At 54.5% G+C, this 14,485-nt stretch carries 19 protein-coding genes and 1 pseudogene; 10 read left to right on the forward strand and 10 right to left on the reverse strand.

Annotated elements, in window-relative coordinates; genetic code table 11:
• Nucleotides 1-547: 547 nt before the first annotated feature.
• Nucleotides 548-1,354, forward strand: coding sequence for an alpha/beta fold hydrolase (locus C7476_RS17975; protein ID WP_114431261.1), 807 nt, complete (start codon nt 548-550; stop codon nt 1,352-1,354).
• Nucleotides 1,355-1,785: 431 nt separating this feature from the next.
• Here C7476_RS17975 and C7476_RS17980 read toward each other — a convergent pair whose 3' ends face one another.
• The 7 genes and pseudogenes from C7476_RS17980 to C7476_RS28240 all read right to left on the reverse strand — a co-directional run bounded on the left by C7476_RS17980 (nt 1,786) and on the right by C7476_RS28240 (nt 7,558).
• A complete protein-coding gene (locus C7476_RS17980; RefSeq protein ID WP_114431262.1) occupies nt 1,786-3,261 on the reverse strand; it encodes a protein adenylyltransferase SelO in 1,476 nt (491 codons plus the stop codon).
• 845 nt (nt 3,262-4,106) lie between these two features.
• Nucleotides 4,107-5,084 (reverse strand): sensor histidine kinase, encoded by a 978-nt coding sequence (locus tag C7476_RS17985; RefSeq protein ID WP_114431263.1) that lies wholly within the window; start codon nt 5,082-5,084, stop codon nt 4,107-4,109.
• A 222-nt stretch (nt 5,085-5,306) separates the two neighbouring features.
• Nucleotides 5,307-5,753 (reverse strand): MgtC/SapB family protein, encoded by a 447-nt coding sequence (locus tag C7476_RS17990; protein ID WP_114431264.1) that lies wholly within the window; start codon nt 5,751-5,753, stop codon nt 5,307-5,309.
• Between the two features lie 372 nt (nt 5,754-6,125).
• A complete protein-coding gene (locus C7476_RS17995; RefSeq protein WP_114431265.1) occupies nt 6,126-6,374 on the reverse strand; it encodes a hypothetical protein in 249 nt (82 codons plus the stop codon).
• 72 nt (nt 6,375-6,446) lie between these two features.
• Nucleotides 6,447-6,629, reverse strand: a complete 183-nt coding sequence (locus C7476_RS29485) for a DUF3606 domain-containing protein (protein ID WP_114431266.1) — start codon at nt 6,627-6,629, stop codon at nt 6,447-6,449.
• A gap of 187 nt (nt 6,630-6,816) precedes the next feature.
• Nucleotides 6,817-6,924, reverse strand: a pseudogene (locus C7476_RS29490) (BA14K family protein); the annotation flags it as partial.
• Between the two features lie 466 nt (nt 6,925-7,390).
• The gene (locus C7476_RS28240; RefSeq protein WP_181872499.1) at nt 7,391-7,558 is read right to left on the reverse strand and encodes a hypothetical protein; all 168 of its coding nucleotides are present in this window, start codon (nt 7,556-7,558) and stop codon (nt 7,391-7,393) included.
• 204 nt (nt 7,559-7,762) lie between these two features.
• Between C7476_RS28240 and C7476_RS18015 the strand changes: the two genes are divergently transcribed.
• Complete coding sequence (locus C7476_RS18015; RefSeq protein ID WP_114431269.1) at nt 7,763-8,059, forward strand: hypothetical protein; 297 nt, start codon at nt 7,763-7,765, stop codon at nt 8,057-8,059.
• A gap of 61 nt (nt 8,060-8,120) precedes the next feature.
• On the opposite strand, the gene C7476_RS28245 is transcribed toward C7476_RS18015, so the two are convergent.
• Nucleotides 8,121-8,291, reverse strand: coding sequence for a hypothetical protein (locus C7476_RS28245; RefSeq protein WP_181872500.1), 171 nt, complete (start codon nt 8,289-8,291; stop codon nt 8,121-8,123).
• Between the two features lie 370 nt (nt 8,292-8,661).
• On the opposite strand from C7476_RS28245, the gene C7476_RS18020 reads away from it, so the two are divergent.
• The 6 genes from C7476_RS18020 to C7476_RS18045 all read left to right on the forward strand — a co-directional run bounded on the left by C7476_RS18020 (nt 8,662) and on the right by C7476_RS18045 (nt 10,648).
• Nucleotides 8,662-8,862, forward strand: a complete 201-nt coding sequence (locus tag C7476_RS18020) for a hypothetical protein (protein WP_114431270.1) — start codon at nt 8,662-8,664, stop codon at nt 8,860-8,862.
• Between the two features lie 47 nt (nt 8,863-8,909).
• The gene (locus C7476_RS18025) at nt 8,910-9,134 is read left to right on the forward strand and encodes a hypothetical protein (protein WP_114431271.1); all 225 of its coding nucleotides are present in this window, start codon (nt 8,910-8,912) and stop codon (nt 9,132-9,134) included.
• Nucleotides 9,135-9,409: 275 nt separating this feature from the next.
• The gene (locus C7476_RS18030) at nt 9,410-9,622 is read left to right on the forward strand and encodes a hypothetical protein (RefSeq protein WP_114431272.1); all 213 of its coding nucleotides are present in this window, start codon (nt 9,410-9,412) and stop codon (nt 9,620-9,622) included.
• A gap of 82 nt (nt 9,623-9,704) precedes the next feature.
• Entirely contained in the window at nt 9,705-9,980 is a 276-nt protein-coding gene (locus C7476_RS18035; RefSeq protein ID WP_114431273.1) for a DUF982 domain-containing protein, read from the forward strand.
• Between the two features lie 109 nt (nt 9,981-10,089).
• Nucleotides 10,090-10,461 carry a hypothetical protein gene (locus C7476_RS28250; RefSeq protein WP_181872502.1) on the forward strand — a complete coding sequence of 124 codons (372 nt, stop codon included), beginning with the start codon at nt 10,090-10,092 and terminating at the stop codon, nt 10,459-10,461.
• Nucleotides 10,451-10,648, forward strand: a complete 198-nt coding sequence (locus C7476_RS18045; RefSeq protein ID WP_114431274.1) for a hypothetical protein — start codon at nt 10,451-10,453, stop codon at nt 10,646-10,648. The genes C7476_RS28250 and C7476_RS18045 overlap by 11 nt, the downstream gene beginning before the upstream one ends.
• A 377-nt stretch (nt 10,649-11,025) precedes the next feature.
• Here the strand turns inward: C7476_RS18045 and C7476_RS28760 are convergent, their stop codons facing one another.
• The gene (locus C7476_RS28760; RefSeq protein WP_342633352.1) at nt 11,026-11,421 is read right to left on the reverse strand and encodes an autotransporter outer membrane beta-barrel domain-containing protein; all 396 of its coding nucleotides are present in this window, start codon (nt 11,419-11,421) and stop codon (nt 11,026-11,028) included.
• Nucleotides 11,422-11,475: 54 nt separating this feature from the next.
• On the opposite strand from C7476_RS28760, the gene C7476_RS18055 reads away from it, so the two are divergent.
• Nucleotides 11,476-11,742, forward strand: coding sequence for a hypothetical protein (locus C7476_RS18055; protein WP_114431276.1), 267 nt, complete (start codon nt 11,476-11,478; stop codon nt 11,740-11,742).
• Nucleotides 11,743-12,066: 324 nt separating this feature from the next.
• Here the strand turns inward: C7476_RS18055 and C7476_RS18060 are convergent, their stop codons facing one another.
• Nucleotides 12,067-12,984, reverse strand: a complete 918-nt coding sequence (locus C7476_RS18060; RefSeq protein WP_114431398.1) for an AraC family transcriptional regulator — start codon at nt 12,982-12,984, stop codon at nt 12,067-12,069.
• Nucleotides 12,985-13,152: 168 nt separating this feature from the next.
• On the opposite strand from C7476_RS18060, the gene C7476_RS18065 reads away from it, so the two are divergent.
• Nucleotides 13,153-14,466 (forward strand): MFS transporter, encoded by a 1,314-nt coding sequence (locus tag C7476_RS18065; protein ID WP_114431277.1) that lies wholly within the window; start codon nt 13,153-13,155, stop codon nt 14,464-14,466.
• Nucleotides 14,467-14,485 lie beyond the last annotated feature (19 nt).

Here is a 14,485-nt window from a genome sequence, read left to right on the forward strand (position 1 = left end):
CGGGACGTCCGAGAAGTCGTGCTGAAATCGGGAAACGTCGAAATCGATCCCCCGCGGTTCATCCTCAATTTCTGTGATTCAGCGGCAGCATTCTTGCCCAGTTCTGGGCCGGCGCGACCGTACATTGCTCGCTTCAGCATCTTGAGGCGGTTGATCTGCCCTTCGGCTTGACCGTTGCTCCAAGGGAGTTCAATGCATTTTTGACGGCATCAATAGATCGCCGTGAGTTCGGTGATCGCAAATAACTGCCCAGACAATCTACCGTCTGTTTCGAACGCAAACGCCTGTCTGCTTCCTGGCCACGCTTTCGGGAAGCCGCCAGTCCGCTCCCGGCCCAAACTGGAACAGCTATATAAGGCTCAAGCGAGAACCGGGCAATGCGTCATTCCCAGCAGACACACCAATGACGCAAGCGCGGACAGAAGTGGACATTGATCCAGTTAGTCGCTCGGTGTTATGTCGCTTAGGCAACAGGTTCTTGTCAGCGGTTGGTTTGATCTGTGTCAGCGACAGGTTGCGGGCCTTTCTGGTTTGGAGTCACAGCAGCATGGAATCACACGACGACGACCTTAAAAATTTCGAGGCGCATGGCGCTGCGCCTCTGCCCGTTACGAGCGATCAGGGCTTCGTGGATCACGACGGCGCTCGAATTTGGTACGCGACATACGGGTCCGGCTCTCCCGTGATCCTACTGCATGGTGGCCTCGGCCATAGCGGTAATTGGGGCTATCAAGTTTCAACGCTGGTCAGCTCCGGCTATCGCGCCGTGCTCATTGATAGCCGCGGCCACGGCCGCAGCACGCGCGATCGGCGGCCTTTTACATACGAGTTGATGGCATCCGACGTGCTCGCCGTGATGGGCGCGCTGCAGTTGGAAAAGACGGCCGTTGTGGGCTGGAGCGACGGCGCGTGCATCGCTTTAATCCTCGCAATGAAAGCACCCGAGCGGGTTGCCGGTGTATTCTTCTTTGGCTGCAACATGGACCCCAGCGGCACAAAGGAATTCGAGCCCACTCCGATCGTGGACCGGTGTTTCAGACGGCACGCCAAGGACTATGTCGCCCTATCGGCCACGCCGGACCAATTCAATGTATTTGTGGAAGCGGTCGGCCAGATGATGAAGAGCGAACCTAACTATTCTGCAGGCGACTTGACCCATATCCATGTGCCCGTTGCGATCGTGCAAAGCGAGTACGACGAGTTCATCAAGCCCGAACATGCCGAATATCTCGCGCGGAGCATTCCGGCAGCGGAATTGATCATCCTGTCCGGCGTGAGCCACTTCGCACCCCTGCAAAGGCCAGAGCAATTCAACGGCGTGATGCGTGCGTTCCTCGGCAAGGTTCTTTCTTGAGGGAAGATGACGCTCGGCGGCGGCTCGCAAGTCCGCTTTCGGGTCACGGCTTGCCGTAGGACTGCTCCGTAGGAGGGGCAGAGAAGGGTCGTCAGCGGAATGGCCGCTTTCTGACGAGCCAGCACCAAGAGCAGACCGTCAACTTCTACGGCCCATCTCGGTCATTCAAGTGCTCTAGAAGAGCCCCTTTGAATCCCTCACCTTGAAAGGAATCGAACTCCAGTCACCATGATCAAAATTCCTTAGGCCGACCGTTCACAGTCGAAGGCTATTGATAAACCTTCGTTGAAAATGCCGATAGTAGCGATATTCTAGTGGACTTTATTAGTGCTTCAAAGTCTACGACGACCTTAGTATCAACTGGCTTGTCAGCTGATCCATCCAATTTCCGACCGCGCCTAGCCCTCAATTTCTTTTGAATAAATGAGATATCACGTACCACAAAACGTTTCGAGAACGCGCTCGTGGATTTCCGGCGGCTTTGCATAATGCGCGAATTCCGCCTGGTCCTCGAAAGGTTCGCCGAGAACCGTCAGTAGTTCTTCAAGCGGGCGAAAATTATTATTCTGGACCGCTGCAGCTATGACCGCTTCGACACGGTGATTCCGCGGGATAAAAAGCGGATTGACGTGGAGCATAGCAGTCCGGCGCTCAAAACCTGTTTGTGGTTCACGAGAGATCCGGGACCGCCAGCGTGCCAGCCATTCCCTGAATGCGCTAGGTTCTGTAAACAGGTTGAGCACTTTCTCATCGTCGTTGATGGTCTCGGCAGAGTGGCTCAGATATCTGAACGTCAGAGTAAAGTCCGCCTGGCTCTTCGTCATTGTGTCGAGCAGTTCTTTGATAAGTGTCAGGTCGTTTTCTTCCTCGGTGAACAGGCCAAGCTTCCGCCTCATCCCGGTGATAAACACCGTTTGGAATTGGGCGTCGAAAGTGGCTAGCGCGTTTTGAGCCAAGGACACCGCCCTGTCCTGATCGTCCGCAAGCAACGGGAGCAGGCTCTCCGCCAGACGCACCAGGTTCCACAAAGCGACCGGTCCTTGGTTGCCATACGCATAGCGGCCCGCATGATCGATAGAACTGAAAACCGTCGCTGGATCGTAATTGTCCAGGAATGCACATGGACCATAGTCAATGGTCTCGCCGGCGATGGACATGTTGTCTGTATTCATCACACCGTGGATAAATCCGGCCAACATCCACTGCGCAACCAGCGAGGCCTGGGCTTCGATCACTGCCGCCAAGAGCGACAGGTAGGGCATCTCACCTTCTGCCGCCTCGGGATAATGCCGGGCAATGACATGGTCTGCGAGAGCACGGACGCCCTCAATGTCACCGCGTGCGGCAAAAAATTGAAACGTGCCAATTCTTATGTGACTGGAGGCAACGCGGGTGATAACGGCGCCAGGGAGAGACGTCTCACGCGCCACAGTTTCTCCGGTCAGTACGGCAGCGAGCGCACGGGTCGTTGGAATCCGCAGGGCATTCATTGCTTCACTTAGGATATATTCGCGCAGCACGGGACCCAACGCCGCGCGTCCATCTCCGCCACGCGAAAAAGGCGTCGGTCCCGCCCCCTTTAACTGTATATCACGTCGGACACCGTCTCGATCAATGACTTCACCGAGCAAGATCGCCCTGCCATCGCCCAGTCGCGGGACGAAATAACCAAACTGATGTCCTGCATATGCGGTGGCAATAGGGTTAGCGCCCCTCGGGACATTGTTTCCCGCGAGCATGTGGATACCCTCGGCGCTGTTCAACCACCGATCATCTAGCCCCAGCTGGTAGACGAGGTCCAAGTTCAGCTTGATCAATCTCGGAGATGCAACAGGGGTAGGCATTGTCCGAATGAAGAATTTGTCCGGCAGCCGGCTATAACTATGGTCGAATGCGATCTCGGTCATTCCAAACCTGCTTTCAGTTGTATCACCGTAGCCAAGCGTTTGCCGGAGCACAAGTTGGCGCCGATCGTGACAAGAACGCACGTTCTGCTCAATGGGCAGCAAAGCCGTAACGAGTGACCGGACTATTGTCTTTGGTGCGCAGGACGACAACAGACGTCGTGTTGTGTGAGTCCCAAGCGAGCCGACCACCATTGATAGGTCACTCTCGGGAATTCGGTAAATGCGGAGTAATAGCGTCAGGCCGCAGCACCAATGCGATCAACATGGTCGATACGCCGGCTTCTACCGGATGCCCTGCTCCTGCTCGCGGGCCCAAGCCACTTCAAGGCAAACAGCATGGCAACAATACGGTCACCGCCGCGAAACTCAGAACCCCGCCAACGATCGCCGGTACTGCCCAAATGGTCGAGGCCGGGCACCACGCGTTTGCAAGGCCTGCCCGAGCACAATCCCGAAGAATGACGCTGGTACCTGGGGCAGACGCGTTGCGGACGGAGATATCTTGTCTTGCATATTCGTCCTAAGTTGATGTGCTGGCGCAGCTGACTTCAGGCATCCAGAATGACCGGAAGCCGTTCGCTAAGACGCAGAAATCAGGAGACCAGGAAATGCTCAAGTTCATGTCCGCCGCAGGGCAGCCAGTTTACGTGAACCCGCATACGATTGTGGCGATCCAGAAATATCCTGACGCACAACACACAACCATTCATACTCTGGGACCACAAGCCCTAGTCACTTCTGCATTTTGGTCAACGAAGAGCCGGAGGCAGTCGCAACGCGGTGGCGGGAAGCGGTCAAACAGATTTCATCTTTATAACGATCACCTATACAACTTCATCCACTTTCTAAGCGTCGGCTTGGAAGCCTTCAAGCTGCGCCAATATAGTGCAATTCAATCCATCAGATGCATAAGTCAGATCAACCTTCGTCAGCGTGCCGGCGACGCCACTTTTTATAAGTCTCGTGCCCAATCCCTCGACCGTAGGTGGTACCACAGGTGGACCGTTTTTCTCTCGCCAATCCAGTTTAAATGCCGCCTCCTCATCCATTTCGGCAATTCCCCATTCAATGATGATCTGGCCATCCGTCTGGGAGAGCGCGCCATACTTGAAAGCATTGGTCGTGAGTTCATGCAGCAGCATAGCCAGGGACAATGCGGACTGAGGACCGACCTGCAATTCTGGACCGGTCAAAATGAACTGACTGCTGCGCTTGTCCTCGTCCAGATTGATTGCCTTTTCGACCAGGCTACGAACATCAATCCGCTCGCCATAACCGGTCAAAAGCAAGTCATGCGCTTGTCCCAGGACACGAAGTCTCTGGCTGATCGAAAGGCGCGCACTCTCGATATTATCCGCACGGCGCAACGACTGATTGACCAGACCCTGGACCATGGAAAGCTGGTTTTTCAACCGGTGACTTAGCTCCTGGCTCAACATCGACTGTAGCTCTTCCGCCCGCTTTTGCTGCGTCCGGTCTCGAACAATCTTGAGGAAGCCTTCAGCGGCACCATTGTTCTGAAGCGGCATCATTTCACCGCTGGCCCAAAATCTTGATCCATCCTTGCGCATATGCCAGCGTTCGTCTGTAGCACGACCGTTTTTAAGGGCATTGGCCATTTCCTTGCGCGGGACGTCGTGCGCACGGTCGTCGCCTGTGAAAATGATGTCGGCGGCAAGGCCCACCACCTCATCCTCGGTCCAGCCGAAGATATTTTCGGCCCCGATGCTCCATGACGTGACATTGCCGGAAAGGTCAGAGGTCAGAATGGCGTAGTCGATCGCGCTTTCAAGAACCATTTCTGCGATACGTGGGTTTGTCATTTGGATCCTTCGCCTTGCAGTGGAAGATCAAAAAGGTATGCCACCCCATACACGATGCAATTGCAAGTACTGGTTCAGTTGTTTCTGAGCATCGAGTAAAACGACTTGGAACCTCCTACCTTGGCGCTGCGTCAATCGCGAACTGCGCAGCACTCGACAAGGCACACAGTGGGAGGGCATCGGCTACTCGTTTATGTGCCATCCATCCGTCCTCGTAGGATCTCAGTCCTGCTTCGGCTCCTTTTTCAACGGCAGCATCAGGCGCAATGTGAGAAAGGTGAAGAGTGAGATGATGAACGCCACGTCATAACTCTCAAGTCCGACCGCTATACCAATTGCGCCGGTTGACCAGATGCTTGCAGCTGTTGCGGTACCTCGCACAGAATTCTTGAGTTGCAGGATTGCACCGCCGCCTATAAAGCCAACGCCGGTGATCAATCCCTCGATAATACGGGCCGTAGCTTCTGGATTGCCGGCCGTAAGATTTTCGGTCCCTTGAATCAGTCCGCAGCTTGCCAACGCCACAATGGGAAAAGTCCGCACTCCCGCACTGCGTTCCTCGCGTTCTCGATCCAGACCAATCGGAAACGCAAAGATATAGGCGACCGCCAGAGCAAACACATGCGGAAAAAACGGTAAGGAATTGAGGTAGTGAAACGTTTCGAGCAATGAATTTCCCCCAGACAATCGGTTAAGTTTGCAATTTAAGCGCTGACGAATCGGTACAGTTTTCCGCTAAATCCATCTAGCGAAGCGCACCAGACGATATAGAGCAAAGTTTGGAAGCTCTTGAAGGGCATCCCTTGCCTAGCCGCTCGCTAGTTTCTGGTCACAGATGCCGTATCCTTTAACATTCTTAGTGCCCAGATTGCACGTATCACCTCTGTCTCGCGCTCCAGCCGGCCGCCATGGCGTCGTTCCGCAATTGAATAGTTTTATCGTCTCGCATATCTACCCAATTGATCATGTTGAACCGCGGCTTAATGGCCTTTTCACATTCGTCCCATCGATTGGGATCTCCAGACTCTAGTGTTGGCCCCGCTACACGTGCAGCCATAGGTCGCCCTCTTCGCCAGTAATCCCCCTTGCTCGTATCATGTCCGAAAGAGCACGCCTTACCTCCCCCTCGCTCCAACCGGCGTTAACTGCCTCTACAATCAAATCTTTCAGGACTTCGGGAGACCGATCCTCGCTTTCGGCAATCACCGTAAAGCGCTCTAGCAAGGCCCGCTCGCACTCAAGCCAACGATTGGGATCGATTGAAGGTAATGTCGGGGCTATTACTGTCATTCGGATCTCCCAGTTCAATCTGTCATGCGTCGCGAAGAGTCTTTTGCAGAACCCCCACCGTTAAAATCTATCTCATAAAGAGTGTGTGAGTTCAGCCTCGACGTTTTTGCGACTGCCTCCGTGTTTAATTATCAGCTCTAGGGCGCGCTTCTTGCTTATGTCGAACTTGAACATCAGATACTCGACTTCATGATCCTCGCTGGCTGAGACTTTCGACCGATCCCGATTAGCTTGTTTCTGCCTGTTGTCGGCCATTGCATTTACTTCCGCCTGCGAATTACACAGCTAACAGTATTGAGCGGAAATCGTTCCACGCCTGGCGTACGTGACCTAATAAGGTGTCGCGCTGATGCCAAGCTTCTTTTATCCGCACCAGAGCAACTGAAGGCGACCCGCAAGAGCCGCCTTCAAATGTCCTAACGAAAAGTTGAGTTTACAGACGGAATATCGCCAATGGGTACCAGTATCCGTCATTATGACGACGATATCCGCGGCGTTGTTCGCGATAGCCACGGTGGCCATTCCAGTAGCCGCGACGGTCGCGACGGTTCTCAAAACGATCATTGCGGCGATCATAGCGCTCCCAGCGCTTCTTTCTATCATTCCGCTGTTCATATCGACGATCATCTTTGTGCTGTACCCGCACGATATTGGGGGCGGCAGGAACAGCTTGCACTGCGACCGGGGCTGCCGAGGCTGTAACAAGTGATGTCAGGCCCATGAAGATGGCCAAAAATCCTGCAGTTAATAGCGAAACAATATTTTTCATAGTATCTCCTGTTAAACGAGATACGACAGGTGCGCCTTTACTTCTTAACGGGGGATGAATGGAAAACGCATTGGTCCGTGCTTTCGAGCTTCGGTATTGTTCCCCAAGACGGAAAGGTCTTTGGTCCATACAGAACTGGCCAAATCGGGAGTATTTTGGGGCCGCCGGTAGCCCCCACGTCGGTTTTGGCCTGAAGAACACTTCTTTTCCTAAAAGGCCTTCGGGAGGGTCGGGCTTTGCGGTGATGTCATTTTGTTTGATCGCGCTCAGCTTCTTCAAGGCGTCGCAGAAATTCTCTGAATCTCTCATCTTCGGCTAAAGGCTTGTGATACGACCGCAATGCTTCACCGTACTCCGGCCGCTTTAGTTGCCAGTCAATAATTCGCGCACCTTTGGGCTTTTCTTCGTCACTCAAATTCATTGTCCGTTGGTCTCTCAACCGTTGTGTGGCGCGTTGGTTCCAGTGCCGAAACTGCAACCATCGGGATGGGTTCATGAAATCGCGTTGCATTGACTTGCTCCGTCTTCTGGCGGACATTATCAAGTCGCCAGGCATGTAACGGCCACTGGCGTTTGAGAGATGGAACGTGCTCCCGCCTAAACGTATGGAGGGGCTTCCATGCTGTATTCAAGCATCGATCATATTTCTTCTGAAAATGACTGGCACATCCTGGAAAAGGCCCATCAACGAGCCTGCCAGATTCTTGGCCGTGATCCGAAATACCATCCTCTCGCAGAACAGGTGGCACGTACGGTGATCATGTTTTTTGCGCGAGGCGAAAGAGACTACGGGAGACTGGCTAGTATGACCGCAAAACGGGAGATCAATTTGTTTGAGTTCGAGACAGAGACGATGGGAACCAACGTCCGCGACATGTCCATCATAGTAGCAAGCCGTCCCAAGTACTTCCACTGACTCGCGACTTGGTCCCACCCCCGCCGGGATCAGCAGGGCCCGACTGTGATAGGTAGTAAAACTATGTCTTTTGCTCTTTCTCGGCTTCATCAAGCCGGTCTAAAAGCTCCTGAAATCTATCGTCATTCTCGGGCACACTATGCCCGGTTTGCAAATGCTCCGCAAAGTCCTTGCGGCGGCTACCACGCTTGAACACCTCGGCGGGTGCTCGGATTTGTCCCTTTTTGGTCATCCCAATCCGCCTGAATTTGGCTATTAGCTCTCAACAGATCCGCGAGGGGATCGTTCCGCTCTGTCCTCCCGTGGACGCACGACGGGTGGGAGTGCCCTCAGAAATAAAACAAACAAAAAGGCGCGCTTACAACACCGTCAGAGTTTGATGGAATACTTTTAGCTGCTATGGTCCGAACGGTTTCGCCTAATCATTACACTCCATTAGATTGCAAATTCTATGACGACTATTTCAGCTGACATGCTTCAACTAGTTGAACTTGTACGCTTTGGCGGTAATTGCCGTCATCGTAGCGATTTGGCTGTTGTTTATAGCGCGGCAACGGATGCGATGACATCGCTTGCCACGACTAGGAAGTCCGGAGCGTACCATGACTGAAGATGACAGGCGGCTCATGACGGAGATTTGCGCGCAGGCCGATATCGCTTATCAGTCCCGTCCGAAGAGAACGAATGCTATGGAGCTTGCCAAAGCACTCGCTACGGATTTTCCTCATCGAAAAATTGAGGAAATTCATCAGAAAATCAACAATGTATGGAGGCTAAGAGGGTTACTTTGTTGCGACCATTAAAAACACGCAGTCCATAGTGGTGACTTGGCGCGCCCGGAGGAAGCTTCATGACTATCGATATATGCCCTATCTCAGGTGATCCGGTCGCATCTTTGCCGACCACCGGGGATTACATCGAGTTCGACTGCCCAACTTGCGGACGTTTTCGTATTTCGGGCTCAGCACTGGAGGCCATGACCGAATTGCCTCGTCAAGATAAAGAGGCGTTTCTAAATAAGGCCAGGAGTAACGCCCAAGGCGGTGACAGCATACCCTTTATCAGAGATGTATGAGACTGTGTGTCCAATCGGAGGCCGCTCGCGTTGAATGACAAACTCGAACGGCGCAAATACAGAACACCGTGGTGGCTTAAGGTCTGCATCTTCATCAGTGGTGTGGCCATCGCACTGATCATAGCGAGCATTCTAACCCGGTTGTGAAGGGCTGCGGGCCTGCGACTGCTCGGCAGCAACACTAGGGGGTGAAGAACGTTCCATCGTACTCCTCTGGACAGCGCAATAATGCATGCCATAATTAGACTACGGTGGGTTCTGACGGGGGGCGTCACATGGAGCGCCTGGATCACAAGCTGGACTGCAAAGCCTGTGGGACTATCTATCTGGATATTCCCGACGACGTGCGCAATGTGACGCCTATCCATTGCTCGTCATGCGGTCAGTTCATTGGTTATTGGGGCGAGCTCAATCGCGATTTCGACGGACAGGGCGGCCAGGACGGTGTCTTCGAATTGAAGGATGGTCAGATACTGCGCAAGGCGTAGTAAGAATTGCCTATCTTCTACGCGGAACTGAATCCCCAAGGACCCGTTTCGCGCTGATGGACGAAAGACACTTCAAAACATCATGACCAGCCACCCTGGAAGAATGCGCGTGGTCACATCAACCCTTGAAGCTGCAGAGCAAATCCTGACTGACTGGCCGGTTGAAGAGGTCGAGTCCCTGTCCGCTGCGAAATACGCTCTCCTAGCGTGCCTTGAGGGAAACCGCTCACCCGGTGCCGCACGTTTCGCATTCATTCAGGCTGCCAGGGAAGCTGGCAACTATGTGGATGAGCCGGTACGCGGACCTCCCACGGGCAAATCCTTTCGGTGGCATAAGGGCAAGCCAAGACGTGTCTGATTTCCGCTTGACCTGAGGTTGGGTTTCGTCTGCTGGCAGACATGGTTGCAAACTGAAATTTTTATAATATTCGTATGCAGGTCAGTGCCTCTTTCATGGGATCGCGAAGATGTCTCAGGAACTGGACCACAAGCTGGACTGCCCGAACTGCAAGACCATCTACCTTAGAATTCCCAAGGATGTATCGGGCCACACACCCATTAACTGCACTAGCTGCGGCGAGTACCTTGGATATTGGGGAGAGTTGGAAGCCGACTTCTTCAAGCAAGGCGGAATGAACGGCGCGTTCCGGCTCGACAAGGGCCAGTTTGTCCGGATCGACCAAAATGCAGTTCACGCGCATGAGTTGGCGAGCGGTGGCCAAGAACAGTTGCGGGTGGCACTAATCGAGTCTGAGAGACCGGAAGCGCCGGCAAGTTTAGGGCTAGACCGGGCGATTGAGCCTCTTGGTGTAAAGCCTAGACCCATCCATGACCGATGACGACAGGCTCAATCTTGAAATCAATGCGCAGGCCAAATTTGCCAGCGATGCGTTGCCGAAAAGGACAGACGTGTCAAAGCTCGTTCCTGCGCTCGCCCGAGAATTCCCACATCGAAGCTCGGAACAGATATTGTTGAAAATGAAACATGTCTGGAAGGATAGCGGGCTGTACTGGAACGCCGACTGAGAAAATGGGCTCTGGCGGCCTCAGAACTTCACCTTGAAGCAAGTTGCTAGGCTGACACCTCGCCATAGAGCGCGTGCTGAGGTCGCTGACCATGCTGAGGTTTTCGACCTAGAGGAATTGAAGGCTGGGAATTGGCGCTTTTATTTCTGAGGAACATTCCCGCTCGTCCTGGTGTTGTTAGCTAAGTTGAGGGGGCTTGGCACTCTTCAGCAAGAGGCTCGGCGTCGGACGGTTACCACGATATCGGGCCTCACCTTTTGTTAACCATACAGGCGCACGCTTTGAGTGCTGACCATAGTGCCACTGGGTCGGCACCCGGCCTGCTTTCGTATTGTGTATCCGGCAGGTCGGGCAGACGCTTACTAGTGGTCAGAACTTCACCTTGAATCCGGTCGTTCCGACACTTCGCCATAGAGCGCGTATTTGTCATCGGCCCAGCTGTATGACCCGCCAGCGCCGACGCCGCCCCAGGTGCGATCGCTCTCATTGGCGAAATTGACGCCGGCAAGGTCAACCTGCGAACCATCGAGGAATTCATGATAGAGGTTGGCGAGCCCGTAGACATTGCTCCGGGCCATCCTGCCCGAAGCGTCCTGCCATGCATTCTGGTAGTCGGCGGAGACGCCAAGGCGTCCCTTCAGACTGTCGCTCTTGTCCAGCGAAACGTCCGCGCCGAAGGGATCGGTGAAGTCATCAAAATCGACATTGGAATAACGGATGCACTGTTTCGCACCTTCCTCATTTATGTCGCCAGCTCGGGCCAACCGCCGCACGAGCTTATCAAGCCGTTTTTCTCCGAACTCGCGTTCATCACGGCGTTTGAAAGCATGACCGTGGTGCCTGTCAGCTTGGGCGAACTGAAGGATGCACGCGTGCGTCTTACCGACGACTTGCTCACACGGCTGGATGATAACGCTATGCGTTTCTTGCTTTCACTGCATGATACCGAGCCGGATTTTGAAGCCATCGGCATCCCGCAGGCGGCAAACCTGCCCGCCGTCAGATGGAAACTGCTCAACCTCACGAAACTGAAAGAGCAGAACCCGGAGAAACACGCCCAGCAGGGCCAAGAGATTGAGAACATATTGTCTTAGCGCCCGAACGACGGTTCCAGCCCGCTCCAGCACACCTAAATCCTAAAACGTTTATCGCGGTGTTTGCATCGCGACGATGAGGAGCGTGCAGCGGCTCGATCTGTGATGGTCCGGCGGACGCGATAGCACTTCTTCGAAAACTTACACGACAAAAATACCGCAAAGGTTACGAGCAACTGTTCGTTTGAAAATGCCGACAATAGCAGATTTTTCCCATTTTTGATTGGTGCCTGAGAGTCTACAATTGCAGCTAATATACTGAGAAGTCTCAGTATATTGTTCTACCAAGCTCGGCTGGGTCGTTGCAAACTCTTTTTGATGCGATTACGCGGATCGTACGGTGCGGCTGGCGTACACAGTGTGGAGACGCTGTTGGTTCAGAGCATCCTGTTTGGGCGCGACGCCAAAGGTTCTTGAGTATTCTCGGCTGAATTGCGACGCGCTCTCGTACCCGACCTTGTAGGCGGCTTCGGCAACGTTGGCAGCCTGCGTGACCATGAGGCGGCGCGCCTCCAGCAGGCGGAGTTGCTTCTGAAACTGAAGTGGGGTCATCGAGGTCAGCGCCTTGAAATGCTGATGAAACGACGACGGGCTCATCCGCGCAACATCAGCGAGCTGATCGACGCGTAAAGTATCCGCGAAGTTGGTATGAAGCACTGAAACAGCCCTTACCACACGTTCAATGTTTGATTCGGGGCAGGCAAGTTTGCAGATCTCACCGCCATGCGGGCCGTTCAGCAGCCAATAGCAAATCTCGCGCACGATCGAAGGCGCCAGAATCGGTATCGCCTTTGGGGTCGCCAGCAGTCGAACCAAGCGGAGAATACAATCGGCTAGTGGTTGGTCCACTTTAGCGACAAAAGCGCAAGGACCGGTCGCGTCCGACTGCGCTGGTGGTGTATCCAATTGTTCGAGAACTTCCCGCACAGTTGCTACGTCGAAGTCGACCATGACGCCGACATAAGGCGTTGCAGCACTGGCCTCCACGATCCTTCCGGTTGCCGGAACCCCGACACTGACGACCAAGCACTCCATGGTGCGGTAGTTGAGATGTTCGTCGCCAAACTGCAACTCCTTCGCACCCTCCAGCACCACGCATAGCGATGGCCGATAGATGTTTCGCATGGGCATCATCGACTGAAACGAGCGGACGATGTTGAAGCCTTCTATGGCCGTCGGGAACAGGCCCTGCCCGCCACCCTGGTCTTCGATGTAGGCCGTTACGGCAGAGAGCAATGGCATATTCAAGCGGGGATCCGGTTTTTTCAGGGGCCACGGCAATATGTGGCTCTTCGCCGGCATCATCGCCTCTTCTGCAGGAATAGGCAAGTTTCTTGAAGGTTCGGGCATTCTGGTCATTGGACACTCCATCTAGCTTAAGGGTGCAACCAAGCGAGGAGTGACCTCAAGATGACAGAAATTGCTGCCCGGTCAATAGCCCCTGCGCAGACACGCGCGCCGCCCGCTGCGTCCGGCGGGGAACACGTAAAAGGCCTGCGCATGGCCGCAATATGCATGGTCCTTCTGCTGATCAACGCGTTTTCGCAGATCGATCGAATACTGCCGTTCATCCTGGCAGAAAAGATCAAAGCCGACCTGTCGCTGACCGACACCCAGATGGGGCTCCTCACTGGCCCTGCGTTTGCGGTTTGCTACGCACTTCTCTCATTACCGCTTGCCCGTGCGGCAGATCGGGGATCTCCCCGACTCGTACTGGTGTCTTGCGTCCTGATCTGGAGCGTCATGACGACGCTCGGCGGTTTTGCCGCCAGTTTCATGTTCCTGGCACTCACACGCTTCGGCGTCGCATTCGGCGAGGCTGGCGCAGTCCCGGCAGGCCATGCTCTCATCGTCCGCAAAATTGGGCTCGAGCGCCGCGGTCTTGCAATCGGCCTATTCGCAATGGGCATCCCGCTAGGCACGATGGTGGGGTTTGCGGCAGGCGGCGCGACTGCAGACGTATTTGGCTGGCGTATCGTTTTGATGGGTGCTGGAGCCATCGGCGTCTTGATCGGGTTATTGATCATTCTTGTTTCCGGCCCCACTCCTCCTCTTCCAACAACAGCCGCTCGCGACGAACCCTTCCTGCGAACCAGCCTTGACCTGTTATCGTCTCCAGTGTTCCGCTGGTTGTTCACGGGCACCATTTTCCTGGGCTTCGCAGGCGCGCCTTTCTATGCCTTCTCCATACCGTTTCTGATCCGCACCTACCGTTTTACCGCGACAGAGGTCGGCGTCTCGTTCGGCATGTTACAAGGGTTGATGGGGATCATCGGTACATTGGGCGGTGGACGCTGGTTTGATTTTGCTGTCCGCTCCGGGAAAGGCAGGGTGCTCGGCCCTCCGGCAATTCTCTTCCTGATCGCGAGTGCAACAACGACTGCGGCGTTGTTTGCTCCGACCGGCTGGATGTCCATTGCACTCTTTGTGCCCGGTATGCTGTCATTTTCGTTCATGTTGCCATGGGGCTTCGGAGCAGCGCATCTGATCGCCGGTCCTGGACGTCAGGCGCAGGCGACCAGTCTCGTCATGATCGGAAGCGGCCTCCTCGGGCCTGCGCTAGGCCCTCTGATCGTTGGCATTGTCAGCGATGCTGCAAGCGCCGCCGATATTCCAAACGGCCTCGGCCTCGGCTTGTTGATTGTGCCTTTGTCGACCGTCCTTGCCGGCATCACTCTCCTGATCGCAAACCAAAGGATTGGCGCCTTCCTTCGCCAACGCTGACCGCAAACCGCCGTTGCAG

Origin of the sequence: Phyllobacterium bourgognense, from assembly GCF_003337575.1 — a bacterium.
Taxonomy (GTDB): Bacteria; Pseudomonadota; Alphaproteobacteria; order Rhizobiales; family Rhizobiaceae; genus Phyllobacterium; species Phyllobacterium bourgognense.

Excerpts from the sequence above, each read along its gene's own strand:
- C7476_RS17975 (WP_114431261.1), top strand. The coding sequence starts at position 548 with ATGGAATCACACGACGACGACCTTAAAAATTTCGAGGCGCATGGCGCT.
- C7476_RS17980 (WP_114431262.1), bottom strand. The coding sequence starts at position 3,261 with ATGACCGAGATCGCATTCGACCATAGTTATAGCCGGCTGCCGGACAAA.
- C7476_RS17985 (WP_114431263.1), bottom strand. The coding sequence starts at position 5,084 with ATGACAAACCCACGTATCGCAGAAATGGTTCTTGAAAGCGCGATCGAC.
- C7476_RS17995 (WP_114431265.1), bottom strand. The coding sequence starts at position 6,374 with ATGACAGTAATAGCCCCGACATTACCTTCAATCGATCCCAATCGTTGG.
- C7476_RS29485 (WP_114431266.1), bottom strand. The coding sequence starts at position 6,629 with ATGGCCGACAACAGGCAGAAACAAGCTAATCGGGATCGGTCGAAAGTC.
- C7476_RS18015 (WP_114431269.1), top strand. The coding sequence starts at position 7,763 with ATGCTGTATTCAAGCATCGATCATATTTCTTCTGAAAATGACTGGCAC.
- C7476_RS28245 (WP_181872500.1), bottom strand. The coding sequence starts at position 8,291 with ATGACCAAAAAGGGACAAATCCGAGCACCCGCCGAGGTGTTCAAGCGT.
- C7476_RS18020 (WP_114431270.1), top strand. The coding sequence starts at position 8,662 with ATGACTGAAGATGACAGGCGGCTCATGACGGAGATTTGCGCGCAGGCC.
- C7476_RS18025 (WP_114431271.1), top strand. The coding sequence starts at position 8,910 with ATGACTATCGATATATGCCCTATCTCAGGTGATCCGGTCGCATCTTTG.
- C7476_RS18030 (WP_114431272.1), top strand. The coding sequence starts at position 9,410 with ATGGAGCGCCTGGATCACAAGCTGGACTGCAAAGCCTGTGGGACTATC.
- C7476_RS18035 (WP_114431273.1), top strand. The coding sequence starts at position 9,705 with ATGACCAGCCACCCTGGAAGAATGCGCGTGGTCACATCAACCCTTGAA.
- C7476_RS28250 (WP_181872502.1), top strand. The coding sequence starts at position 10,090 with ATGTCTCAGGAACTGGACCACAAGCTGGACTGCCCGAACTGCAAGACC.
- C7476_RS18045 (WP_114431274.1), top strand. The coding sequence starts at position 10,451 with ATGACCGATGACGACAGGCTCAATCTTGAAATCAATGCGCAGGCCAAA.
- C7476_RS18055 (WP_114431276.1), top strand. The coding sequence starts at position 11,476 with ATGACCGTGGTGCCTGTCAGCTTGGGCGAACTGAAGGATGCACGCGTG.
- C7476_RS18060 (WP_114431398.1), bottom strand. The coding sequence starts at position 12,984 with ATGCCATTGCTCTCTGCCGTAACGGCCTACATCGAAGACCAGGGTGGC.
- C7476_RS18065 (WP_114431277.1), top strand. The coding sequence starts at position 13,153 with ATGACAGAAATTGCTGCCCGGTCAATAGCCCCTGCGCAGACACGCGCG.